A 21,524-nucleotide genomic window follows, 5' to 3' on the forward strand; every position below is an offset into this window, starting at 1 on the left:
GAGCCTGCTCGCGAAAGCGGTGTGTCAGTCGCCCTGTTCGTTGACTGAATCGACGCCTTCGCGAGCAGGCTCGCTCCCACAAGAGTTACCCTGTTGTTCAGCCATTCATGCTTTGAAAATGCTCAAGCATGCGCTGCGCATCCGCCACCACGCCGCTGAACAATTCAAACGCCTTCACCGCCTGAAACACCGCCATGTTGCCGCCATCCAGGGTGCGGCAACCCAAGGCGCGGGCGTCGCGCAGCAGCTCGGTTTCCAGCGGGAAATACACAATTTCCGCGACCCACATTGCCTTGCGTAGCAACCCGGCCGGCACCGGTGAACCCGGCAGCTTGGCCATGCCCATCGGCGTGGTGTTGACCAGGCCATCGGCCTGCGCCAGCGCCCCGGGCAAATCCCGCCCCGCCTGCGCGCGACCGGCGCCAAAATGTTGATTCAGATTGTTTGCCAGGCTCTCGGCACGCTCGCGGTCGACATCAAAAATCGTCAATTGCCGTACGCCTTCGCTGAGCAGCGCGTGGGCCACCGCCGCGCCAGCGCCGCCAGCGCCCATCTGGACGACACGTTCACGGGCAGCGTCCGTCAGACCCCGGCGAAAACCCTCGGCGAAACCGAGGCAATCGGTGTTATGGCCGACACGCTTGCCGTCCTTCAGCACCACGGTGTTCACCGCGCCGATGCCACGGGCTTCCGGTGACAACTCATCGAGCAGCGGGATGACCGCCTGTTTGCACGGGAAAGTGATGTTCAGCCCGGTGTAATTCATCCGCTCCGCCGCTTGCAGCAAGTCGGGCAGGGCCGTGCTGTCGAGGTGCAATTGATCGAGGTCGATGAGCTGGTACAGATAACGCAGGCCCTGCGCATCACCTTCGTGCTCATGCATTGCCGGTGTACGTGAAGCCTGAATCCCGGCGCCGATCAGCCCGGCGAGTATCACCTTGGAACGCGACATGGTTCTTACCTCTGCAACCGCTGGCTGAAATGCTCCAGCGCCAGGCGGTAGCCATGGCTGCCGAACCCGCACATCACGGCCGTGGCGATGCCGGAAACAAACGAATGATGACGAAACGGCTCACGGGCGTGGACATTGGACAGGTGCACCTCGATCACCGGCAATTCACTGGCGACCAGTGCATCGCGAATTGCCACGGACGTATGCGTCCACGCCGCCGGATTGATCACGATCCCGGCACAACGACCGCGCGCGGCGTGAATCCAGTCGAGCAGCTCGCCTTCATGATTGGTCTGGCGAAATTCCACGGTCAGGCCGAACTCGTCAGCCGCGCGACCACACAACGCCGAAATATCCGCCAGGGTTTCATGACCATAAGTCGCCGGCTCGCGGGTGCCGAGCAGGTTCAGGTTCGGGCCGTTAAGCACCAGAACGATAGGGGGCATGGGGGGTAACTCCACTTTTTGTTTTTGGCATCGGCCGAGAGGTTCCGGCCTGTGGAGATAAAATGTACTAGATGGTTACATCGGTCAATTGCCGAGAAATGACCAGGGCGTTTTGTGTTCGGTGATCGCACAGGCGCGCAATCAGGCGAGCCGTGAGAACTTTGCTTACTCTTTTTCTGCTCCTGCCGCTGTTCCGGAACGGATGACCACGCTAGCCTTCGGCGCGCTATGACCCCGATGAAGACAAGGTGCTGCTGTCCTTGATCGGCAAGTTGGAAGGAGTTGAGATCGAATCATGAAAGTCATCAAGGCAAAACCGTCGGTGCATCGCCCCCTGACGGAAGAGATGCTCGATGCCGCCATCACACTTGGCGAAGCACGACAGGCCAATAGTTTGCAGGCCGTGTCAGTGAGCTTCGAAGAATCCTCTTTGGTCATTCGTTTCGAGGACGGCAGCGGTGTGTTGCTTCCGGTGAAGCTGTATCCCGAATTCGCGGGGTTTGAAGCGGCCGATTATGCAAGCCTGACGATCGGCCTCGGCGGCACTGCGCTGTGCCATGAGGGCAAGGATCTGGATATTTCCATTGCCGGCATGATTTCAGCGAGCCCGCCGCTTATGCGGATGGCCGCGTCGGTCGTCGCCTCGCGCAACGGGCGTCAAAGCAGCGCTGCGAAATCTGCGGCAGCGCGAGCCAATGGCAAAAAAGGCGGGCGTCCACGCAAAACGGATATCGCGCCATAGCACCCACAAAAAAGCCGTCAATCACGACGGCTTTTCCGTATCAGCTACCCGCAATCAACGCCGGGTCAGCAGCACACCGGATTCCATGTGATGGGTCCACGGGAACTGGTCAAACATCGCGCACTTGGTAATGCGGTGGGTGTCATGCAACTGGGCGATGTTGGCCGCCAGGGTGTCCGGGTTGCAGGAGATGTAGAGGATATTGTCGAAGCGCCGGGTCAGTTCGCAGGTGTCCGGGTCCATGCCGGCGCGTGGTGGGTCGACGAAGACGCTGCCGAATTCGTAGCTCTTCAGATCGATGCCGTGCAGGCGACGGAACGGGCGTACTTCGTTGAGCGCTTCGGTCAGCTCCTCGGCGGACAAACGCACCAGCGTGACGTTATCCACAGCGTTTTCGCTGAGATTGCTCAGGGCAGCGTTGACCGAAGTCTTGCTGATCTCGGTGGCGAGCACTTTGCGCACGCGAGTCGCCAGCGGCAGGGTGAAGTTGCCGTTGCCGCAGTACAGCTCGAGCAGATCGTCGCTGCGATCGCCCAAGGCTTCGTATGCCCAATTGAGCATCTTCTGGTTCACCGTGCCGTTGGGTTGGGTGAACGCGCCTTCGGGCTGGCGATAGCTGAAGGTGCGGCCGCCGACTTCGAGTTTCTCGACGACATAGTCCTGACCGAGCACTTCGCGCTTGCCTTTGGAGCGGCCGATGATGCTCACGCCCAGATCCGCCGACAACTGAGTTGCCGCTGCATGCCAGTGCTCGTCCAGCGGACGGTGATAGCACAGGGTGATCATCGCGTCGCCGGCCAGCGTGGTCAGAAATTCGACCTGGAACAGCTTGTGGCTCAGCGCCGAACTGGCTTGCCACGCGGCCTTCAACTGCGGCATCAACTGGTTGATGCGCAGGCTGGCAATCGGGAATTCTTCGATGAGTATCGGCGTGCGCTTGTCGTCCTGAGAGAACATCGCGTAATGCCGCTCGCCGCCCTCGCGCCACAGGCGGAATTCGGCGCGCAGGCGGAAGTTCTGCAGAGGCGAGTCAAACACCGTCGGCTCGGGTGCATCGAACGGTGCCAGCAGATCACGCAAGCGCGTGACCTTGGCTTCGAGTTGTTCGGCGTAGGCTTGGGAATCGAAACTCATGCGTTGAACCAACCCAACTTGATCACAAACAGAATCGACAAAATCACCAGTGCCGGGTTCAGCTCACGGGCGCGGCCGGACAGCAGCTTGATGGCAGTCCAGGCGATGAAGCCGAAGGCGATGCCGTTGGCGATCGAATAGGTGAACGGCATGGCCAGTGCGGTGACCACAACCGGCGCCGCCACGGTGATGTCGTCCCAGTCTATTTCCGCCAGGCCGGAAGTCATCAGCACCGCGACGAACAGCAGCGCTGGCGCGGTGGCGAATGCCGGAACGCTGGCCGCCAAGGGCGAGAAGAACAGCGCCAGCAGGAACAGGATTGCCACGACGATGGCGGTCAGGCCCGTGCGGCCACCGGCACTGACGCCGGCAGCGGATTCGATGTAACTGGTGGTGGTCGACGTGCCCAGCAGCGAGCCGGCCATGGCCGCCGTACTGTCGGCAATCAGCGCACGGCCCATTTTCGGCATGTGGCCGTCCTTGCCCATCAGGCCGGCGCGCTTGGCGACGCCGATCAGGGTCCCGGAGTTGTCGAACAGGTCGACGAACAGGAAGGCGAAAATCACGCTGACCAGACCGATGTCCAGTGCGCCTTTGATGTCCAGTTGCAGGAAGGTCGGCGCCAGCGACGGCGGCATCGACAGGATGCCGCCGAACTCGGTGACGTTCAGTACGATCGAGGCGATGGTTACAGCGAGAATACCGATCAGCACCGCGCCGCGCACTTTCAGTGCTTCGAGGGCGACGATCACGGCAAAGCCGACGGTGGCCAGAATCGGCGCCGGTTTGGTCAGATCGCCGAGGCCGACCATGGTTGCCGGGTTGCTGACCACGATGCCGGCGTTGTGCAGGGCGATCAGCGCCAGGAACAGGCCGATACCGGCGGCAATCGCCGAGCGCAGTGGCAGCGGAATGGCGTTGATGATCCATTCACGGATGCGGAAGATCGACAGCAGGAAAAACAGCACGGCGGAAATGAACACCGCACCCAGCGCCACCTGCCAGGTGTGGCCCATGTGCAGCACCACGGTGTAGGTAAAGAAGGCGTTCAGGCCCATGCCCGGAGCGAGGGCGATCGGGTAGTTGGCGATCAGGCCCATCACGGTCGAGCCGATGGCGGCCGCCAGACAGGTGGCGACGAAGATCGCGCCTTTGTCCATGCCGGTCTCGCCGAGGATGCTCGGGTTGACGAACAGAATGTAAGCCATGGCCAGGAAAGTCGTGACGCCCGCAAGAATTTCGGTGCGCACGTTGGTGTTGTGTGCCTTGAGTTGAAACAGCCTTTCCAGCATGTCTGCTCCCCGTGGCGCGCGTGGCGCCGTGAATGTATCGACCTCAACAGCAAAGCACAGACCGTCGCAAGCGCCTGGAAAATTGTCGTGGGCCGGAAAAAGCCGCGCATCATACCAGCCGCGTGAGGAATTTGGCGGATGTTGGTGTCGATCGTCGGCGAAGTTTTGCGCAGCCGACAACTGCGCCATACTGCGCGCTGATTTTTTGGAGTGGGCAGGCATGCGCAACGGCGGGATCAGGATTTTCGGATGGATTGCAGCACTGCTGCTGACAGCTCCGGCGTTCGCGGCATCGGCACCGCCGTTGACCGAGGTGAAGGTGATCAAAGTGCAATCGCCATCCTGCGGTCTGGAAGATATCGCCGATAACCAGCCGCAAACCCAGTGCGATCACAGCGGGCCGAATATCAAGGTCTATGTGCTGGAAGTCGGCTATGGCCAGAACCAGCCGCACGTGACTCTGGATGGCTTCGAGGTCAACGGCACCCGAGGTCCGGTGTGCGCCTTCGATAATGGCAATCTCACTGAATGCACCCCTGGCAGCAAAACCGTCGGTTCTCTTTATACCTTCGATCTGGCCGGCAAACAGCAAGGCACCTTCAACTTCAGCAACACCTCGATCAACGCTCCGCGCAACACGCTTTCGACTCAGCTTTACATCAAGTAACGGCTGTCTGCGAACAAGGTGGGACAAAGCTGACTACGCTTGACTGACTACCCAGCGGAAAGCGCCCATGACTTCCAGAGCCCTGATTGCCCTCGCCGAAGGCATCGACGATTTGCAAAGCGTGACCTTGATCGACGTGCTGCGCCGCGCCGGCATCGAAGTGGTCGCTGCCAGCATCGAAGGTCGGCGCATGCTGACCTGCGCGCGCGGCACCCGGCTGACAGCCGACGGCATGCTGGTCGATGTACTGGCACAGACTTTTGACCTCATTGCCCTGCCGGGCGGTGTCGTCGGTTCGCAGCATCTGGCGGCGCATCAGCCCTTGCAGCAGTTGCTCAAGGACCAGGCCAGCGCCGGCCGCCTGTTCGCCGCCATCGGCGAAGCCCCAGCCACCGCCCTCCAGGCATCAGGCGTGCTGCGCCAGCGCCGCATGACCTGCCTGCCCGGCGCCAGCCATCAGTTATCCGGCTGTACGTTTGTTGATCAACCGGTGGTGGTCGACGGCAACTGCATCACCGCCCAAGGCTCGGGCGCGGCGCTGGAATTTGCCCTAACCCTGGTTGAGCAGCTTGGCGGCAAGGCGTTGCGGGCGAGGGTGGCGGGGGAGTTGATGGCCTGACGGGTCAGCCGTGGGCTGCGAGGGGTTCTATCATTGGTTGCTCACGGTGCTCCGCTTGCCAAAGATCGTAGTCGGTTTGGACGCCTAGCCAAACGCGCGCCTTGCCGATCCCTGCACGCTCAAGTCGTACTGCCAGATCCGGGCTGATTGGCGCGTGTCCGTGCAGTACGCGCGAAAGATGCGGGCGTGCAAAGCCAAGGTGCCGGGCCAATTCGCTCACGCTGATACCAAGCTCGGGCAAGACATCCAGCAGCAGGGTTTCACCGGGGTGTGGCGGGTTGTGCATGGGCATGAGCCTGCCTCCTGTCAGTGGTAGTCCAGATAATCGACCAATTCGATATCCGAACCGACAAAACGAAAGATCACTCGCCAGTTGCCTGAAACGCTGAGCGGACCAGTATTCACTCAGCTCGCCTTTCAACGGATGCAGGCGCCAGCCCGGCAAGTCCAGATCGCCGGGAAGTGTCGCTCGATCCATGAACTGCAACATGCGCGACAGCCGTTTTGCATGGTCGGCACGAATTCCACGAGTCGTACCTGTTTCATAGAAGCCACGAAGGCCTTTGTGCTGAAAGGATTTGATCATGGCGGCGAGTGTAAGGCGATACATTACACTCAGTGCGGTAACTATGTACCGCACGTTGTCGCTTGATATGTGCTGGGCAGGTGAGTTTTTTCCGAAAAAATTCAGACCTTCTCTTCCACCGGCACATGCATCCGATCCCGATTCGCCAACGTCGGAAACAGTTTGATCCACGTCCCCGTCACCACCAGGGTGCCGATCCCGCCCATCACCACCGCCGGCACGGTGCCGAACCAGTGGGCGGTGAGGCCGGATTCGAATTCGCCCAACTGGTTCGATGCGCCGATGAACAGCCCGTTCACCGCGCTGACCCGGCCGCGCATTTCGTCAGGGGTTTCCAGTTGCACGAACGAGGCACGGATGACCATGCTGATCATGTCCGCTGCGCCGAGCACCACCAGCACCGCCAGGGAGAACCAGAACGAGGTCGACAAACCAAACGCGATAGTGGCGACGCCGAAGATGCCGACGGCGGTGAACATCACCCGGCCGACATTGCGTTCCACGGCAAATCGCGCGAGAAACAGCGACATCAGCAACGCACCCACCGCCGGCGCCGAGCGCAACAGGCCAAGACCCCACGGGCCGGTCAGCAGAATGTCCTTGGCGAACACCGGCAGCAACGCCGTGGCGCCACCGAGCAACACGGCGAACAGGTCCAGCGAGATCGCGCCGAGGATGTCCGGGCGGCTGCGGATGAAGCGAATCCCCGCCAGCAGCGAGTCCAGCGTGGCTTTGCCTTTATTCAATGGCGTCTGGCGTGCCGGCAGGTTGAGCATGAGCGAACAGGCGATCACGTACAGCAGCACGGTCGGGCCGTAGACCCAGACGCTGCCGAATGCATAGAGCAAACCGCCGAGGGCCGGGGCGACGATAGTGGCCGACTGCTGCGCCGATTGCGCGGCGGCAACTGCGCGGGGGAAAAGCGCACTGGGGACGATGCTGGGCAGCAAGGCCTGAGTCGTCGGCATCTCGAACGAACGGGCGGCGCCGAGCAGGAAGGCGAGGATGAAAATCATCTCGCGGGTGACGTGATCGGTGGCGCTGCCGATGGCCAGCGCCAAGGCAATCAACGCCTGCAACGACTGGCAAAGCGCGGCGACCTTGCGCCGATCGTAGCGATCAGCGACATGCCCGGTGTGCAGCATGAACAGCACCCGCGGGGCGAATTCGACCAGTCCGACCAGGCCCAGATCCAGCACGTTGCCAGTCAGCTGATACAGATTCCAGCCGATCGCCACGGTGAGCATCTGGAACCCGCTGGCGGTGAAAACCCGCGCCAGCCAGAAAGCCATGAACGGACGATGGTGACGTAACAGCAGGGGCTCTTGTGTGGGCATCTGAAGGCAGGTCTTGGACGAGTGAACGGCGAGATTATCACCAGTCTGTAACAGGAAGTTGCTAGGAGAAACAATTCAGTTAGCCAGACATCGATCTTTCATGCTGACAATCAACCCTGTGATGAGGGATTTATCCCCGTTGGGTCGCGCAGCGGCCCCAAAATCTATAAACGACGACCACTGCTGCGCAGCCGGACGGGGATAAATCCCCTGGCCACAGGAGTGAGGCAACTTGTCACGCGGCAAACCACCACGCAGTTCATTGGCAAAAATGGGACTACTCTTTCAACGTTGCTTGATCCAGATCAAGACCCCGACCGGAACTGATCTGGCGGCCATTTGGCCAGACTCCCTGCGTTGCGATGGTTGCAAAAAAAGAACGAATCCGAATTCGCCGCACTCCATATCCGTGGGGGCAGTGGTGCAGGCCTCCGGGCCAGCTACCCGTATTACCTGACAGAGGAAGCCATATGTTCGGTTTAGAGGCTCTGGATCTCGCCCGAATTCAGTTCGCGTTCACCATCTCGTTCCACATTCTGTTCCCGGCCATCACCATCGGCCTGGCGAGTTACCTGGCAGTGCTCGAAGGTTTGTGGCTGAAGACCCGCAACGACACCTACCGCGATCTCTACCATTTCTGGTCGAAGATTTTTGCCGTGAACTTCGGCATGGGCGTGGTTTCCGGGCTGGTCATGGCTTATCAGTTCGGCACCAACTGGAGTCGGTTCTCCGACTTCGCCGGTGCCGTCACCGGGCCGTTGCTGACCTATGAAGTGCTTACGGCGTTCTTCCTTGAGGCCGGTTTCCTCGGCGTCATGCTGTTCGGCTGGAACAAGGTCGGGCGCGGCCTGCACTTCTTCTCGACGGTGATGGTGGCGATCGGCACGCTGATTTCGACCTTCTGGATTCTCGCCTCCAACAGTTGGATGCAGACCCCGCAAGGCTTTGAAATCGTCAACGGTCAGGTGATCCCCACCGACTGGCTGGCAATCATCTTCAACCCGTCATTCCCTTACCGGCTGATGCACATGGCCACGGCGGCGTTCGTCGCCACTGCCTTCTTCGTCGGCTCGTCAGCGGCCTGGCACCTGCTGCGCGGCAGGGACAACCCGGCGATCCGCACCATGCTGTCGATGGCCATGTGGATGGCATTGATCGTCGCGCCGATCCAGGCTGTGATCGGCGACTTCCACGGCCTCAATACGCTCAAGCATCAGCCGGCAAAAATCGCTGCGATCGAAGGCCACTGGGAAAACCATGGCGACGAAGCGACGCCGCTGATCCTGTTCGGCTGGCCGGACATGAAAGAGGAACGCACCAAGTTCGCCGTAGAGATTCCATACCTCGGCAGCCTGATCCTCACCCACTCGCTGGATAAACAAGTGCCGGCGCTGAAGGAGTTCCCACCGGAAGACCGGCCGAATTCGACCATCGTGTTCTGGTCGTTCCGGATCATGGTCGGCCTCGGTTTCCTGATGATCTTCACCGGTCTGTGGAGTCTGTGGCTGCGCAAGCGTGACTCGCTGTATACCTCGCGGCCGTTCCTGCATCTGGCCTTGTGGATGGGGCCGTCCGGTCTGATCGCGATTCTCGCTGGCTGGTTCACCACGGAAATCGGCCGTCAGCCATGGGTGGTCTACGGCCTGATGCGCACTGCCGATGCTTCGTCCAACCACAGCTTCATGCAGATGAGCATCACCCTGATCATGTTCGTCGTGGTCTATTTCGCCCTGTTCGGCGCCGGTCTCGGCTACATGATGCGCCTGGTGCGCAAAGGGCCGAAGATCAGCGAAGGCAACGAAACACCGGACGGTGGTCCAGGCAAGAAACGCACCCCGGCGCGTCCGTTGTCCGCAGCCGACGATCCGGCCGAGGGCGAGCACGAAGACAACACTCGCTTGACCAAGGAGATTTGACTCATGGGTATTGATCTTCCGCTGATCTGGGCCGTGATCATCATCTTCGGCATCATGATGTACGTGGTCATGGACGGCTTCGACCTGGGCATTGGCATTCTCTTCCCGTTCGTGCCCGGCAAGACCGATCGCGACGTGATGATGAACACCGTCGCCCCGGTCTGGGACGGCAACGAAACCTGGCTGGTACTGGGTGGCGCGGCGTTGTTCGGCGCCTTCCCGCTGGCCTATTCGGTGGTGTTGTCGGCGCTGTACCTGCCGCTGATCTTCATGCTCATGGGCCTGATTTTCCGCGGCGTGGCTTTCGAGTTCCGCTTCAAGGCCAAGGATGAAAAACGTCACCTGTGGGACAAGGCATTTATCGGTGGTTCGATCGCGGCGACGTTCTTTCAGGGCGTGGCGCTGGGAGCGTTCATCGATGGTCTGCCGGTGGTCAATCGCCAGTTCGCTGGAGGTTCACTGGACTGGCTGACGCCGTTCACGCTGTTTTGCGGCGCGGCGCTGGTGGTGGCCTATGCCTTGCTCGGCTGTACTTGGCTGATCATGAAAACCGAAGGCAAGTTGCAGGAGCAGATGCATGACCTGGCGCGACCGCTGGCGTTTGTCCTGTTGGCAGTGATAGGTATCGTCAGCCTGTGGACGCCTCTGTCGCATCCGGAAATCGCCTCGCGCTGGTTCAGCATGCCGAATCTGTTCTGGTTCATGCCGGTGCCGATTCTGGTGCTCGTCACCTTGTACGGCCTGATTCGCGCGGTGGCACGTAACGCCAACTACACGCCGTTCCTGCTGACCCTGGTGCTGATCTTCCTCGGCTACAGCGGTCTGGGCATCAGCCTGTGGCCGAACATCGTGCCGCCGTCGATATCGATCTGGGACGCCGCCGCGCCGCCGCAAAGTCAGGGCTTCATGCTGGTCGGCACGTTGTTCATCATTCCGTTCATCCTGGGGTATACCTTCTGGAGCTACTACGTGTTCCGCGGCAAGGTCACCCACGAAGACGGCTATCACTAATCCCATGCTGGGCTTGCCCTGTGGGAGCGAGCCTGCTCGCGAAGGCGTCCGCAGTGACGCCTTGGCTTAACGGAGATCGATGCAATGACCGGCAAACATTCCCTGCACGACATTGAAGAAGCCGAAAAAAAGCCGCTGTGGCAGCGGCTCGGCTGGTTGGCCCTGATCTGGGTTGGCAGTGTCGGCGTGTTGTTCATCGCCGCCAGCCTGATGCGCATGTTCATGAATGCCGCAGGTTTGACCACCCACTGAAACATCCCGTCCCGGCGCCTTCGGGTATGGATTTGCAACCCTCCTCACGGAGGGTTTTTTTACGCCGCAGTTTTATTTGCGCGCCTTGAGGATGACGAATTTCGGCGTCGCCGCCACTTGCTCGACACCACGAAACAGGCGCGCCAGTTTGCTGTGATAGCCCAGATGCCGATTGCCGACAATGTACAGCGCACCGCCGACCACCAGTGCCTCGCGCGCCTGCTGGAACATGCGCCAGGCGAGGAAATCGCCGACCACCTGCTGCTGATGGAACGGCGGGTTGCACAGCACCACGTCCAGTGACTGCGGCGCCTGCCCGGCCAGACCATCGCCAGCGCGCACGATGACTTCGCGATCGGCCAATGCCGCGCGCCAGTTCTCGGCAGCCGATTGCACCGCCATGAACGATTCGTCGACCAGCGTGTAATGCGCATCCGGGTTCTGCAAAGCGCTGGCGATTGCCAGAACACCGTTGCCGCAACCGATGTCAGCGACTTGCGCGTGGCCAAGGTTTTTCGGCAGATGCGGCAGAAACGCGCGAGTGCCGATGTCGAGGCCTTCGCGGCAGAACACATTGGCGTGGTTAAGTAATTCGATTGCCGGCTCGTCGAGGCGGTAACGAGTCGGGTAAGGAGACGTGGCGGGCGCTTTGCTTTCAGGCGTGGCGATCAGCAGTCGGGCTTTCTTCACGGCCAGCGACGCCTGTACCGGGCCAATGTAACGTTCCAGCAGATCGCCGGCAGCGCGGGGCAGATGCTTGACCATGGCGGCGGCGATCACTTGCGCGCCTGGAGCGAGTTGTCCTTGCAGGCGGATCAGCTGTTCTTCCAACAGCGCCAGGGTTTTGGGGACGCGGATCAGCACCCGATCAAACGGCCCGACCAAAGGCTCACTAGCCGGAATCGGACGAATCGCGTCGAACGCCTGACCATTGCGCAGCAGATTCTTTTCCAGCCCGACGAAACCCAGGAACGAATCGCCGCTACTGCTCACCTCGACCTTGTCCAACAGACTGATCGCCAAGGCGCCAAAGCTGTCATTGAGCACCAGCACGCGGGTGCTGCTCGCAGGTTGTTCGCTGGCGAGATGATTGAGCAGGTACTCGTCCGCCGCATCAAAGGCTTGCAGTGGTTCATTCTGCTGTTCAGGCTGGCGGATCAGGTCGAGCTGGGCGAAAGGCGTTTCGAGCAAAGGCATGGGGCGGGGACTCAGGATATTCGGCAGATATCCCGTTGCCGGCAGATGGTGCGACGGGATCCGACCGAGTGGACTGCGATGCAAGCAGGTTGCGTCATCACTCGGAAAGGCCTGAATGGTACGTTTTTTTGCGCCTAAATACTCGCAGGATTACCGCGCGATAACGCTCAGCTGTCAGATGATGCCGGCACGAGCGGCGGCAATCACTGCGGAAATCTTGTTGCAGACGTTGAATTTTTCGATGACGTTTTGCACGTGATAGTTAACGGTGCGTTCGCTCAGGCTGAGGATTCTCGAGATATCGTGAGCGGTCTTGCCCATGGCGGACAATTTCATGATCTCCAGTTCCCGGGACGATAGCCTCGGTTTGCTGGGTTTGGCCGGTGTGGGAACGGTGCGGGCATACAACTCGCTGAAGTGCCGGTTGGCGAAAAACAGATAACCGTAATGCTCATACAGCTCGAGCGGGCTGATCGGACAGTGGCTGCGAGCCAGGCTGATGATGCTACACAAGCCGCTGCTCTCGTCATGAAACGCTTGCGACCAGCCATGCTGCAGTCCGTTCTGTTTCAATGCCTGCCACAACTCTGGCGTATCAGTGAAGACTCTTTCTTCCCAGACGATGGGTAATACTGAGTGATTGCAATGCGCTATTATCGGGTCAATGTTCTGGTAGTTCCGTTTGTTGTACTGGATGTTCCATTCTTTCGGATAGTTATTGATTTGCAAGGCATTCAGATGGACTTCGCGCTGAGGGGAGGTGACTGCTATTGCGCAATAGTTAAAGCCCAGATTCTCGGCAAATCTCAGCAGTATCGGGTACGCCGCTTCTATGCCTTTGGCAAATGTCAGTTGTTTCAATTGTGATTCCTTCCACGTTTCCATGAACTTTGCCTCCGTCCTGATATAGGGGCGCCAAATGGATCCAAAAAATCCGGCACGAATCGAAGTGTAGGATCTTTCCTGCGAAACGCCTTACATTTTTTCGAGATTGAAACTTTGGTGTTTTTTATAAAAGCGTTCTTAGCAATACAGGCTGTTATATTTTAACTGGCATCTTAAAGTTATTGCTCTAGATCCAGTATTGCCAGCAAATCGAATGTCTAGCGCTGATCCCGTCAATACCATTACCAATCACGAGTGTTTGGCAGCGCGATTTTGCGGGACACTGTGGGCAATCGTTTCAAGGAGTGCCTCATGACTGCCAGTGCCGAGAAGTACACCACCCAGACCTTGCTCGATGTGCAACCGTTGACGCCGAACCTGTTCACGCTGCGCACCAGCCGTGATCCCGGCTTTCGCTTTCGTGCCGGCCAGTTCGCCCGGCTGGGCGTGACCAAGGCCGATGGCAGCACGGTCTGGCGCGCCTATTCGATGGTGTCGTCGCCGTTCGATGAGTTTCTCGAGTTCTTTTCCATCGTCGTGCCGGGCGGCGAATTCACCAGTGAGCTGAGCCGGCTACAGGTCGGCGATAGCCTGATGGTCGAGCGCCAGGCGTTCGGCTATTTGACGCTGGATCGTTTTGTCGACGGCCGTGACCTGTGGTTATTGTCGACCGGCACCGGGGTGGCGCCGTTTCTGTCGATCCTGCAGGACTTCGAGGTCTGGGAGAAATTCGAGCGAATCATTCTGGTTTACAGCGTGCGGGAGGCGCGGGAACTGGCTTATCAGGAGTTGATCGCCGGGTTGGCGCAACGTGACTATCTGAGCGAATACGCCCACAAGCTGCAATTCATCCCCACTGTGACCCGCGAAGCGCATCCAGGCGCGCTGCAGGGCCGGATTACCACGTTGATCGAGAATGGCGAGTTGGAGCGAGCGGCAGGGGTTGAGCTCTCGCCAGAGCATTCGCGAGTGATGCTGTGCGGCAATCCGCAGATGATCGACGACACCCGCGCCTTGCTGAAACAGCGCGACATGCGCCTGAGCCTGACGCGCAAGCCGGGGCAGGTTGCGGTGGAGAACTACTGGTAACGAAAACGGCACCCGCGGGTGCCGTTTCAATGTGTAGCGAATGCCTCAGGGCCGCTCGTTCTGCGCCTTGAGCAGGTCGCGAATTTCGCCCAACAGTTGCTCCTCCTTGCTCGGGATCGGCGGTGCGGTCGGGGCTACAGCTTCTTCGCGCTTGAGGCGGTTGATGGCCTTGACGCCCATGAAGATCGCAAATGCGACGATCACGAAATCCAGCACCGTCTGCAGGAATTTGCCGTAAGCCAGCACCACGGCGGGCGCATCGCCCTGGGCGGCTTTGAGCGTGACAGCCAGATCACTGAAGTCCACCCCACCGATCAACAGGCCAATCGGCGGCATGATCACGTCGCCGACAAACGACGAAACAATCTTGCCGAACGCTGCGCCAATGATGATACCGACGGCCATGTCGACCACATTGCCTTTGACCGCGAAGGCCTTGAACTCGCTAAGCACGCCCATAGTTATTTCCTTGTTACAGATGAGTTTGGTGTAGGCAGTGTAAATCAGCGAAACGCCTCCTGCGCGAAACACCTTCTTACAATGCCCGTTTTTATCGACACATCAATTGACGATTAGTTTGCAAAATGCCAGCAATCGCGCGCGGAATACGCGCTAACCCGCTGACGTGAAAGCCAATTTCTTCAATCATGGCGTTACGTTCTTTCTATTTATGTTCCTCGGCGGGGGCCTCTAGCCTTGCTGTGGCGCACCTGGATGCGCTCAATAAAACCAGAGGAACCTGATATGACTTCCGCTCTTGGACTGGGGGCTTTTCCCCATCGCCGCACCCTCGGCGTTCTCACCGCCAGCCTGCTGACCTTCTCGGTCAACGCCGCTCCGCTGACCCGCGATAACGGCGCTGCGGTGGGTGACAATCAGAACTCGCAAACTGCCGGCGCCACCGGCCCGGTGCTGCTGCAGGACGTGCAACTGATCCAGAAGCTGCAACGCTTCGACCGTGAGCGTATTCCCGAGCGCGTGGTACATGCACGCGGCACCGGCGCCCACGGCACCTTCACCGTGACCGATGACCTCAGCGACCTGAGCAAGGCCAAGGTGTTCGCCGCAGGCCAGAGCACGCCGGTATTCGTGCGTTTCTCGGCGGTGGTGCATGGTAACCATTCCCCGGAAACCCTGCGTGACCCGCGTGGTTTCGCCACCAAGTTCTACACCGCTGACGGTAATTGGGATCTGGTCGGCAACAATTTCCCGACCTTCTTCATCCGCGATGCGATCAAATTCCCGGACATGGTGCACGCCTTCAAGCCCGATCCGCGCACCAACCTCGACGACGATTCGCGCCGGTTCGACTTCTTCTCCCATGTACCGGAAGCCACCCGCACACTGACCGAGTTGTATTCCAACTACGGCACTCCGGCCAGTTATCGGGAAATGGATGGCAATGGTGTTCATGCCTATAAGCTGATCAATGCCAGGAATGAAGTTCACTACGTTAAGTTTCACTGGAAGAGTCTGCAAGGCATCAAGAACCTTACGCCAAAACAAGTCAGCGAAGTTCAAGGTCGGGATTACAGTCATATGACCAACGACTTGGTGAGTAATATCAACAAGGGCAACTTTCCGAAGTGGGACTTGTACGTTCAAGTTCTCAAGCCACAGGATTTGTCCAAGTTTGATTTCGATCCACTGGATGCAACCAAGATCTGGCCGGGTATTGCCGAGCGCAAAGTTGGACAAATGGTCTTGAACCGTAATCCGGCCAATGTCTTCCAGGAAACTGAACAAGTTGCCATGGCACCGGCCAACGTAGTTCCGGGTATCGAGCCTTCGGAAGATCGCTTGTTGCAGGGCCGAGTGTTCTCTTACGCCGATACGCAGATGTATCGCCTCGGTGCCAACGCTTTGCAATTGCCGATCAACGCTCCGAAAACCGCAGTGAACAATGGCAATCAGGATGGCGCGATGAATTTTGGCGCCAGCCAGTCCGGCGTCAACTACCAGCCAAGCCGCCTGCAACCGCGTGAAGAAACGCCAGCGGCGCGTTACAGCCAGTCGGCGCTGGCGGGCAGCACGCAACAGGCGAAGATCCAGCGTGAGCAGAACTTCAAGCAGGCCGGTGATCTGTATCGCTCGTACAGCAAGCAGGAACGTCGCGACCTGATCGACAGCTTCGGCGGCTCGCTGGCCACCACCGATGACGAGAGCAAGCACATCATCCTGTCCTTCCTGTACAAGGCTGACCCCGAGTACGGCAGCGGTGTGACCGAAGTGGCCAAGGGCGACCTCAGCCGTGTGAAAGCACTGGCGGCCAAACTGACCGACTGATAGCGATGCGGCGCACGCGAGGGCTGTCCCGCCTCGCGTGCGCTCAAGGAGAGCCCGATGCGTATTTTTCTTTTATGCCTGGCCGGGTGCCTGTCGGTCAGCGCGTGGGCGGCACCGGTCGAGCAAAGCCCCGAGGCAATCAAGGCGCAGTTGCAGGATTACTACTTCGACGCCGCCCGCCGTGGCGACGTGCCGATGCTCGAGACCTTTATCGAGTCCGGCTATTCCCTCGATACCCGCGACAGCAAGGGTTACACCGCGCTGATTCTGGCCGCCTACCACGGTCAGGCGCCGGCGGTTGAGCGACTGTTGGCAGCGGGCGCGGACGCCTGTGCTCAGGATCAACGCGGCAACACGGCGCTGATGGGCGCGATTTTCAAAGGCGAGTTGCAGATCGCCCGGCGCCTGATGGCCAGCGATTGCAGCCCCGACCAGCGTAACGGCGCCGGCCAGACAGCAGCGATGTACGCCGGGCTGTTCAAGCGCCTGGAATTGCTTGATGCGTTGAAAGCCAAGGGCGCCGACCTCAATGCCGAGGATCCGCTGGGCAACAGCGCCGCACGTCTGGCCAGCGGCGAAATCCGTACTGCTGCGCCGCGCTGATCGGCGGTGGCTGCGTTATCATCGCGTCTTTTGTTCCGGGGGTTCTGATGGCCAAGGCCAAGCGCATGTACGGCTGCACCGAGTGCGGCGCAACCTTTCCCAAGTGGGCCGGGCAGTGCGGTGAGTGCGGTGCCTGGAACACCCTGACCGAAACCATGATCGAAAGCGGCGGCGCCACGGCACCCACCGGGCGCACCGGTTGGGCTGGCCAGCAGGCGCAGATCAAGACGCTCGCCGAAGTCAGCATCGAAGAGATTCCACGTTTTTCCACCGCGTCCGGTGAGCTCGACCGCGTGCTCGGCGGCGGCCTGGTCGATGGCTCGGTGGTGCTGATCGGCGGTGATCCGGGGATCGGCAAGTCGACGATTCTGCTACAGACCCTGTGCAATCTGGCCAAGAGCATGCCGGCGCTGTACGTCACCGGCGAAGAATCCCAGCAGCAGGTGGCGATGCGCGCCCGCCGTCTCGGTCTGCCGCAGGATCAGCTGCGGGTGATGACCGAAACCTGCATCGAAACCATCATCGCCACTGCCCGCCAGGAAAAACCCAAGGTCATGGTGATCGACTCGATCCAGACCATTTTCACCGAACAACTGCAATCGGCCCCGGGCGGCGTGTCGCAGGTGCGCGAAAGTGCGGCGTTGCTGGTGCGTTACGCCAAGCAGAGCGGCACGGCGATCTTCCTCGTCGGCCACGTCACTAAAGAAGGTGCGCTGGCCGGTCCACGTGTTCTGGAACACATGGTCGACACGGTGCTGTATTTCGAAGGTGAATCCGATGGTCGTCTGCGTCTGCTGCGGGCGGTGAAAAACCGTTTCGGCGCGGTCAACGAGTTGGGCGTGTTCGGCATGACCGACAAGGGCCTGAAAGAAGTCTCCAACCCATCGGCGATTTTTCTTACCCGCGCTCAGGAAGAAGTCCCGGGCAGTGTGGTCATGGCGACGTGGGAAGGCACCCGACCGATGCTGGTCGAAGTGCAGGCGCTGGTCGATGACAGCCATCTGGCCAACCCGCGTCGGGTGACGCTGGGGCTGGATCAGAACCGATTGGCGATGTTGCTCGCGGTGCTGCACCGTCATGGCGGGATTCCGACCCACGATCAGGACGTGTTCCTCAACGTGGTGGGTGGCGTGAAGGTGCTGGAGACGGCGTCGGATCTGGCGTTGATGGCGGCGGTGATGTCGAGTTTGCGCAACCGGCCGCTGCCCCATGATCTGCTGGTGTTCGGCGAAGTCGGCCTGTCTGGCGAGGTGCGCCCGGTGCCTAGCGGGCAGGAGCGGCTGAAAGAAGCGGCCAAGCACGGCTTCAAACGCGCGATCGTGCCGAAGGGTAATGCTCCGAAGGAATCGCCTCCCGGCTTGCAGATCATCGCCGTGAGCCGCCTTGAACAAGCACTTGACGCACTGTTTGAGTGAACGCCGAACCTCTGTGGTGAGGGGGGTTATCCCCGTTGGGGCGCGTAGCGGCCCTGAAAAAACGGGTCTGCTGCGCAGCCCAACGGGGATAAATCCCCTCGCCACATAAATCCTCTCACCCCATAAATCCCCTCACCACAGGGCATTCCGAATCGGGATTGGGGGGCCTAGATTTCGATCAGGGCACCCAGTTCGCGCTCCAGCTCGGCCTCATCCGCCAGATTCAGTTCGATCAAGCGGCGCAGGCGCTGGATCGATTCCAGGCTGATGTGCCGGCAGATGAACCCCAAGTGGCCGTTTTCCTCATGGGCCAGATGCACGTCCATCTCGATATCGACGTCTTCGCTCAGATGAATGTCGACGAAGAAGTCCTGCTCTTTATCCCCGAGCCACGGCTCCGGTCGCTCGATCAGCAGGCCCTTGAGCGACAGGTCGATCAACTTGACCGGCCAGATGTACTCGCCCTGTTTCAGCTCGGTTCTGGCATCGAACGCAATACGTTTGAAACGACGTCGATTGGCGGGGTGCTCGCTCATGGCGCAATCCTCATGAAGGTTCGCTGACTATAGACCGCGAATGCGGGCGCCAGCCAATCGCTCAAGCGTCTAGACCTATGTCGGGGTATGGCCTTTGGCGCCGTAAGCGCTAAACTCGGGGTGGCTGTCTTTCTTGTCCACCCTGGCTGGAATAATAAAATGAAAAATAATAATAGCCTGCTGCGCCACTTACCCTGGCTCGTGCTGGCAATCGTAGGAGCGTGCGCCCTTGGCGTAGTGGCATTGCGCCGCGGCGAGGCGATCAACGCCTTGTGGATTGTGGTCGCTGCCGTGGCCATTTATCTGGTTGCGTACCGTTACTACAGTCTGTTCATCGCCAACAACGTGATGCAACTGGATCCGCGTCGGGCCACCCCCGCCGTGCTCAACAACGATGGTCTGGACTATGTGCCGACCAACAAACACATTCTTTTCGGTCACCACTTCGCGGCCATCGCTGGCGCGGGGCCACTGGTCGGTCCGGTGCTGGCGGCGCAGATGGGGTATCTGCCCGGCACACTCTGGCTGATAGCCGGTGTGGTGCTGGCGGGCGCGGTGCAGGACTTCATGGTCCTGTTCATGTCGACCCGACGCAACGGCCGTTCCCTGGGCGATATGGTGCGTGAAGAAATGGGCCGGATTCCCGGAACCATTGCACTGTTCGGCTGCTTCCTGATCATGATCATCATCCTCGCGGTGCTGGCGCTGATCGTGGTCAAGGCCCTCGCCGAGAGCCCGTGGGGCATCTTCACCGTGATGGCGACGATCCCGATCGCGATGTTCATGGGCATCTACATGCGCTACATCCGCCCGGGTCGCATCGGCGAAATCTCCGTGGTCGGTGTGTTGCTGCTGCTTGGTTCGATCTGGCTGGGCGGGCAGATCGCTGCCGATCCGGTATGGGCCAAAGCCTTTACCTTCACCGGTGTGCAGATTACCTGGATGCTGGTCGGTTACGGTTTCGTCGCTGCATCGCTGCCGGTCTGGCTGATTCTCGCGCCACGTGACTACCTGTCGACCTTCCTCAAGATCGGCACCATCGTCGCCCTGGCGATCGGCATCCTGATCACCATGCCCGAGCTGAAAATGCCGGCGCTGACCCAGTTCGTCGACGGCACCGGGCCGGTATGGAAGGGTGGTCTGTTCCCGTTCCTGTTCATCACCATCGCCTGCGGCGCGGTATCGGGTTTCCACGCACTGATTTCGTCGGGCACAACGCCTAAGCTGCTGGATAACGAAACCAACGCCCGCTACATCGGTTACGGCGGCATGCTGATGGAATCGTTCGTGGCGATCATGGCCATGGTTGCCGCTTCGGTGATCGAGCCGGGCGTGTACTTCGCCATGAACAGCCCGGCCGCAGTCGTCGGCAGTGACGTCGCTTCGGTGGCGCAGGTTGTCACCAGTTGGGGCTTTGCGATCACACCGGAAGCGCTGCAAGCGGTTGCCCATGACATCGGCGAAACCACCATTCTGGCTCGCGCCGGTGGTGCGCCGACCCTGGCGGTCGGTATTGCGCAGATCCTGCACAGTGTCCTGCCGGGTGAAAACACCATGGCGTTCTGGTACCACTTCGCGATCCTGTTCGAAGCGCTGTTCATCCTCACCGCTGTCGACGCCGGTACCCGTGCCGGGCGCTTCATGCTGCAGGACCTGCTCGGCTCCTTCGTACCGGCGCTCAAACGCACCGAGTCGTGGGGTGCCAACCTGATCGCCACCGCCGGTTGTGTGGCGATGTGGGGCTGGTTGCTGTATCAGGGTGTGATCGATCCACTGGGCGGCATCAACACTCTGTGGCCATTGTTCGGCATCTCCAACCAGATGCTCGCCGGTATCGCGCTGATGCTCGGCACCGTGGTCCTGATCAAGATGAAGCGCCAGCGCTACATCTGGGTCACCCTGTTGCCGGCCACTTGGCTGTTGATCTGCACTACCACTGCTGGTTTCATCAAGCTGTTCGACGCCAACCCGGCGATCGGCTTCCTGTCCCTGGCCAAGAAGTACAGCGATGCGCTGGCCAACGGTCAGGTGCTGGCGCCGGCGAAGAGCGTCGAGCAGATGCAGCACGTGATCTTCAACGCCTACACCAACGCCACACTCACCGCGCTGTTCCTGTTCGTGGTGTTCAGCATCCTGTTCTATGCGCTCAAGGTCGGCATCGCCGCCTGGGGCAAGAAAGAGCGTACGGATAAAGAATCGCCATTCCAGGCCCTGCCGGATGCGTAACCAGAGGATTGCAGCATGTTCAATGACCTGAGTCGCCTCGGTAAATACCTCGGTCAGGCCGCGCGCCTGATGGTCGGCATGCCCGACTACGACACCTACGTCGAGCATATGCAAACCAAACACCCGGACAAACCGGTGATGAGCTACGAGATGTTCTTTCGCGAACGTCAGGAAGCCCGTTACGGTGGCAAGGGTGGGCCGAAGTGCTGTTGAGCTGACAGCCTGCGGTTGAGGTAATCCCCTGTGGGAGCGAGCCTGCTCGCGAATACGGAGTGTCAGTTGATGGATGATTTGACTGACACCCCGCTTTAGCGAGCAGGCTCGCTCCCACAT

General features: G+C 60.0%; 22 protein-coding genes and 1 pseudogene. 12 read left to right on the forward strand and 11 right to left on the reverse strand.

Annotated elements, in window-relative coordinates:
- Positions 1 to 97: 97 nt before the first annotated feature.
- Positions 98 to 952 carry a shikimate dehydrogenase gene (locus QMX86_RS20785; RefSeq protein WP_282385227.1) on the reverse strand — a complete coding sequence of 285 codons (855 nt, stop codon included), beginning with the start codon at positions 950 to 952 and terminating at the stop codon, positions 98 to 100.
- Between the two features lie 5 nt (positions 953 to 957).
- Positions 958 to 1,398 carry a type II 3-dehydroquinate dehydratase gene (aroQ, locus tag QMX86_RS20790; RefSeq protein WP_122603859.1) on the reverse strand — a complete coding sequence of 147 codons (441 nt, stop codon included), beginning with the start codon at positions 1,396 to 1,398 and terminating at the stop codon, positions 958 to 960.
- Between the two features lie 295 nt (positions 1,399 to 1,693).
- Here aroQ and QMX86_RS20795 point away from each other — a divergent pair, with 295 nt between their 5' ends.
- On the forward strand, positions 1,694 to 2,140 hold the full coding sequence (locus tag QMX86_RS20795; protein ID WP_071173666.1) for a DUF2442 domain-containing protein: 447 nt from the start codon (positions 1,694 to 1,696) through the stop codon (positions 2,138 to 2,140).
- Positions 2,141 to 2,194: 54 nt separating this feature from the next.
- Here the strand turns inward: QMX86_RS20795 and trmA are convergent, their stop codons facing one another.
- Positions 2,195 to 3,274 (reverse strand): tRNA (uridine(54)-C5)-methyltransferase TrmA, encoded by a 1,080-nt coding sequence (trmA, locus tag QMX86_RS20800; protein WP_073475559.1) that lies wholly within the window; start codon positions 3,272 to 3,274, stop codon positions 2,195 to 2,197.
- Positions 3,271 to 4,566: an NCS2 family permease gene (locus tag QMX86_RS20805; protein ID WP_071173664.1), complete on the reverse strand. Its 1,296-nt coding sequence runs from the start codon at positions 4,564 to 4,566 to the stop codon at positions 3,271 to 3,273. The genes trmA and QMX86_RS20805 overlap by 4 nt, the downstream gene beginning before the upstream one ends.
- A 220-nt stretch (positions 4,567 to 4,786) precedes the next feature.
- On the opposite strand from QMX86_RS20805, the gene QMX86_RS20810 reads away from it, so the two are divergent.
- Both QMX86_RS20810 and QMX86_RS20815 read left to right on the forward strand, forming a co-directional pair.
- Positions 4,787 to 5,233, forward strand: a complete 447-nt coding sequence (locus QMX86_RS20810) for a DUF4879 domain-containing protein (protein ID WP_071173663.1) — start codon at positions 4,787 to 4,789, stop codon at positions 5,231 to 5,233.
- A 67-nt stretch (positions 5,234 to 5,300) separates the two neighbouring features.
- Positions 5,301 to 5,852, forward strand: a complete 552-nt coding sequence (locus QMX86_RS20815; RefSeq protein WP_016773084.1) for a DJ-1 family glyoxalase III — start codon at positions 5,301 to 5,303, stop codon at positions 5,850 to 5,852.
- Positions 5,853 to 5,856: 4 nt separating this feature from the next.
- On the opposite strand, the gene QMX86_RS20820 is transcribed toward QMX86_RS20815, so the two are convergent.
- The 3 genes and pseudogenes from QMX86_RS20820 to QMX86_RS20830 all read right to left on the reverse strand — a co-directional run bounded on the left by QMX86_RS20820 (position 5,857) and on the right by QMX86_RS20830 (position 7,775).
- Positions 5,857 to 6,144: a HigA family addiction module antitoxin gene (locus QMX86_RS20820; protein ID WP_016773085.1), complete on the reverse strand. Its 288-nt coding sequence runs from the start codon at positions 6,142 to 6,144 to the stop codon at positions 5,857 to 5,859.
- A 14-nt stretch (positions 6,145 to 6,158) separates the two neighbouring features.
- Positions 6,159 to 6,438 (reverse strand): annotated as a pseudogene (locus tag QMX86_RS20825) (type II toxin-antitoxin system RelE/ParE family toxin).
- Between the two features lie 101 nt (positions 6,439 to 6,539).
- Positions 6,540 to 7,775, reverse strand: coding sequence for an MFS transporter (locus QMX86_RS20830; RefSeq protein ID WP_282385218.1), 1,236 nt, complete (start codon positions 7,773 to 7,775; stop codon positions 6,540 to 6,542).
- A 470-nt stretch (positions 7,776 to 8,245) separates the two neighbouring features.
- Between QMX86_RS20830 and QMX86_RS20835 the strand changes: the two genes are divergently transcribed.
- The 3 genes from QMX86_RS20835 (at position 8,246) to QMX86_RS20845 (ending at position 10,954) form a co-directional block, all read left to right on the forward strand.
- A complete protein-coding gene (locus tag QMX86_RS20835; protein WP_016773088.1) occupies positions 8,246 to 9,691 on the forward strand; it encodes a cytochrome ubiquinol oxidase subunit I in 1,446 nt (481 codons plus the stop codon).
- A gap of 3 nt (positions 9,692 to 9,694) precedes the next feature.
- Positions 9,695 to 10,702, forward strand: a complete 1,008-nt coding sequence (gene cydB, locus QMX86_RS20840) for a cytochrome d ubiquinol oxidase subunit II (protein WP_016773089.1) — start codon at positions 9,695 to 9,697, stop codon at positions 10,700 to 10,702.
- Between the two features lie 84 nt (positions 10,703 to 10,786).
- Positions 10,787 to 10,954, forward strand: a complete 168-nt coding sequence (locus QMX86_RS20845; RefSeq protein ID WP_016773090.1) for a DUF2474 domain-containing protein — start codon at positions 10,787 to 10,789, stop codon at positions 10,952 to 10,954.
- A 72-nt stretch (positions 10,955 to 11,026) separates the two neighbouring features.
- Here the strand turns inward: QMX86_RS20845 and QMX86_RS20850 are convergent, their stop codons facing one another.
- Together QMX86_RS20850 and QMX86_RS20855 are read right to left on the reverse strand one after the other, a co-directional pair.
- Positions 11,027 to 12,151: a class I SAM-dependent methyltransferase gene (locus QMX86_RS20850; protein WP_282385214.1), complete on the reverse strand. Its 1,125-nt coding sequence runs from the start codon at positions 12,149 to 12,151 to the stop codon at positions 11,027 to 11,029.
- A gap of 174 nt (positions 12,152 to 12,325) precedes the next feature.
- Positions 12,326 to 13,036, reverse strand: coding sequence for an autoinducer binding domain-containing protein (locus tag QMX86_RS20855; RefSeq protein ID WP_282385212.1), 711 nt, complete (start codon positions 13,034 to 13,036; stop codon positions 12,326 to 12,328).
- Positions 13,037 to 13,348: 312 nt separating this feature from the next.
- Here QMX86_RS20855 and QMX86_RS20860 point away from each other — a divergent pair, with 312 nt between their 5' ends.
- Positions 13,349 to 14,125, forward strand: coding sequence for a ferredoxin--NADP reductase (locus QMX86_RS20860; protein ID WP_122603864.1), 777 nt, complete (start codon positions 13,349 to 13,351; stop codon positions 14,123 to 14,125).
- Between the two features lie 45 nt (positions 14,126 to 14,170).
- On the opposite strand, the gene mscL is transcribed toward QMX86_RS20860, so the two are convergent.
- Positions 14,171 to 14,584, reverse strand: coding sequence for a large-conductance mechanosensitive channel protein MscL (gene mscL, locus QMX86_RS20865; RefSeq protein WP_024014404.1), 414 nt, complete (start codon positions 14,582 to 14,584; stop codon positions 14,171 to 14,173).
- A 285-nt stretch (positions 14,585 to 14,869) separates the two neighbouring features.
- On the opposite strand from mscL, the gene katB reads away from it, so the two are divergent.
- From katB to radA, 3 genes are read left to right on the forward strand one after another with little or no spacing between them, the layout of a single operon-like run.
- Positions 14,870 to 16,411, forward strand: coding sequence for a catalase KatB (gene katB, locus QMX86_RS20870; protein WP_282385206.1), 1,542 nt, complete (start codon positions 14,870 to 14,872; stop codon positions 16,409 to 16,411).
- Positions 16,412 to 16,468: 57 nt separating this feature from the next.
- Entirely contained in the window at positions 16,469 to 17,014 is a 546-nt protein-coding gene (locus tag QMX86_RS20875; RefSeq protein WP_122747553.1) for an ankyrin repeat domain-containing protein, read from the forward strand.
- 47 nt (positions 17,015 to 17,061) lie between these two features.
- A complete protein-coding gene (radA, locus tag QMX86_RS20880) occupies positions 17,062 to 18,429 on the forward strand; it encodes a DNA repair protein RadA (protein WP_024014403.1) in 1,368 nt (455 codons plus the stop codon).
- 167 nt (positions 18,430 to 18,596) lie between these two features.
- Here radA and QMX86_RS20885 read toward each other — a convergent pair whose 3' ends face one another.
- Positions 18,597 to 18,965: a PilZ domain-containing protein gene (locus tag QMX86_RS20885; RefSeq protein ID WP_071173654.1), complete on the reverse strand. Its 369-nt coding sequence runs from the start codon at positions 18,963 to 18,965 to the stop codon at positions 18,597 to 18,599.
- A 159-nt stretch (positions 18,966 to 19,124) separates the two neighbouring features.
- Between QMX86_RS20885 and QMX86_RS20890 the strand changes: the two genes are divergently transcribed.
- Entirely contained in the window at positions 19,125 to 21,191 is a 2,067-nt protein-coding gene (locus QMX86_RS20890) for a carbon starvation CstA family protein (protein WP_016773099.1), read from the forward strand.
- A gap of 15 nt (positions 21,192 to 21,206) precedes the next feature.
- The gene (locus QMX86_RS20895; protein ID WP_003228401.1) at positions 21,207 to 21,404 is read left to right on the forward strand and encodes a YbdD/YjiX family protein; all 198 of its coding nucleotides are present in this window, start codon (positions 21,207 to 21,209) and stop codon (positions 21,402 to 21,404) included.
- The last annotated feature ends 120 nt before the right edge of the window (positions 21,405 to 21,524 follow it).

Source organism: Pseudomonas sp. PS01270 (assembly GCF_029959775.1).
GTDB classification, from domain to species: domain Bacteria; phylum Pseudomonadota; class Gammaproteobacteria; order Pseudomonadales; family Pseudomonadaceae; genus Aquipseudomonas; species Aquipseudomonas atacamensis.

Excerpts from the sequence above, each read along its gene's own strand:
- QMX86_RS20795 (WP_071173666.1), top strand. The coding sequence starts at position 1,694 with ATGAAAGTCATCAAGGCAAAACCGTCGGTGCATCGCCCCCTGACGGAA.
- QMX86_RS20885 (WP_071173654.1), bottom strand. The coding sequence starts at position 18,965 with ATGAGCGAGCACCCCGCCAATCGACGTCGTTTCAAACGTATTGCGTTC.
- QMX86_RS20875 (WP_122747553.1), top strand. The coding sequence starts at position 16,469 with ATGCGTATTTTTCTTTTATGCCTGGCCGGGTGCCTGTCGGTCAGCGCG.
- radA (WP_024014403.1), top strand. The coding sequence starts at position 17,062 with ATGGCCAAGGCCAAGCGCATGTACGGCTGCACCGAGTGCGGCGCAACC.
- aroQ (WP_122603859.1), bottom strand. The coding sequence starts at position 1,398 with ATGCCCCCTATCGTTCTGGTGCTTAACGGCCCGAACCTGAACCTGCTC.
- QMX86_RS20845 (WP_016773090.1), top strand. The coding sequence starts at position 10,787 with ATGACCGGCAAACATTCCCTGCACGACATTGAAGAAGCCGAAAAAAAG.
- QMX86_RS20850 (WP_282385214.1), bottom strand. The coding sequence starts at position 12,151 with ATGCCTTTGCTCGAAACGCCTTTCGCCCAGCTCGACCTGATCCGCCAG.
- QMX86_RS20895 (WP_003228401.1), top strand. The coding sequence starts at position 21,207 with ATGTTCAATGACCTGAGTCGCCTCGGTAAATACCTCGGTCAGGCCGCG.
- QMX86_RS20810 (WP_071173663.1), top strand. The coding sequence starts at position 4,787 with ATGCGCAACGGCGGGATCAGGATTTTCGGATGGATTGCAGCACTGCTG.
- QMX86_RS20835 (WP_016773088.1), top strand. The coding sequence starts at position 8,246 with ATGTTCGGTTTAGAGGCTCTGGATCTCGCCCGAATTCAGTTCGCGTTC.
- QMX86_RS20890 (WP_016773099.1), top strand. The coding sequence starts at position 19,125 with ATGAAAAATAATAATAGCCTGCTGCGCCACTTACCCTGGCTCGTGCTG.
- cydB (WP_016773089.1), top strand. The coding sequence starts at position 9,695 with ATGGGTATTGATCTTCCGCTGATCTGGGCCGTGATCATCATCTTCGGC.
- mscL (WP_024014404.1), bottom strand. The coding sequence starts at position 14,584 with ATGGGCGTGCTTAGCGAGTTCAAGGCCTTCGCGGTCAAAGGCAATGTG.
- QMX86_RS20815 (WP_016773084.1), top strand. The coding sequence starts at position 5,301 with ATGACTTCCAGAGCCCTGATTGCCCTCGCCGAAGGCATCGACGATTTG.
- QMX86_RS20785 (WP_282385227.1), bottom strand. The coding sequence starts at position 952 with ATGTCGCGTTCCAAGGTGATACTCGCCGGGCTGATCGGCGCCGGGATT.
- QMX86_RS20830 (WP_282385218.1), bottom strand. The coding sequence starts at position 7,775 with ATGCCCACACAAGAGCCCCTGCTGTTACGTCACCATCGTCCGTTCATG.
- QMX86_RS20805 (WP_071173664.1), bottom strand. The coding sequence starts at position 4,566 with ATGCTGGAAAGGCTGTTTCAACTCAAGGCACACAACACCAACGTGCGC.
- QMX86_RS20860 (WP_122603864.1), top strand. The coding sequence starts at position 13,349 with ATGACTGCCAGTGCCGAGAAGTACACCACCCAGACCTTGCTCGATGTG.
- QMX86_RS20820 (WP_016773085.1), bottom strand. The coding sequence starts at position 6,144 with ATGCCCATGCACAACCCGCCACACCCCGGTGAAACCCTGCTGCTGGAT.
- katB (WP_282385206.1), top strand. The coding sequence starts at position 14,870 with ATGACTTCCGCTCTTGGACTGGGGGCTTTTCCCCATCGCCGCACCCTC.
- trmA (WP_073475559.1), bottom strand. The coding sequence starts at position 3,274 with ATGAGTTTCGATTCCCAAGCCTACGCCGAACAACTCGAAGCCAAGGTC.
- QMX86_RS20855 (WP_282385212.1), bottom strand. The coding sequence starts at position 13,036 with ATGGAAACGTGGAAGGAATCACAATTGAAACAACTGACATTTGCCAAA.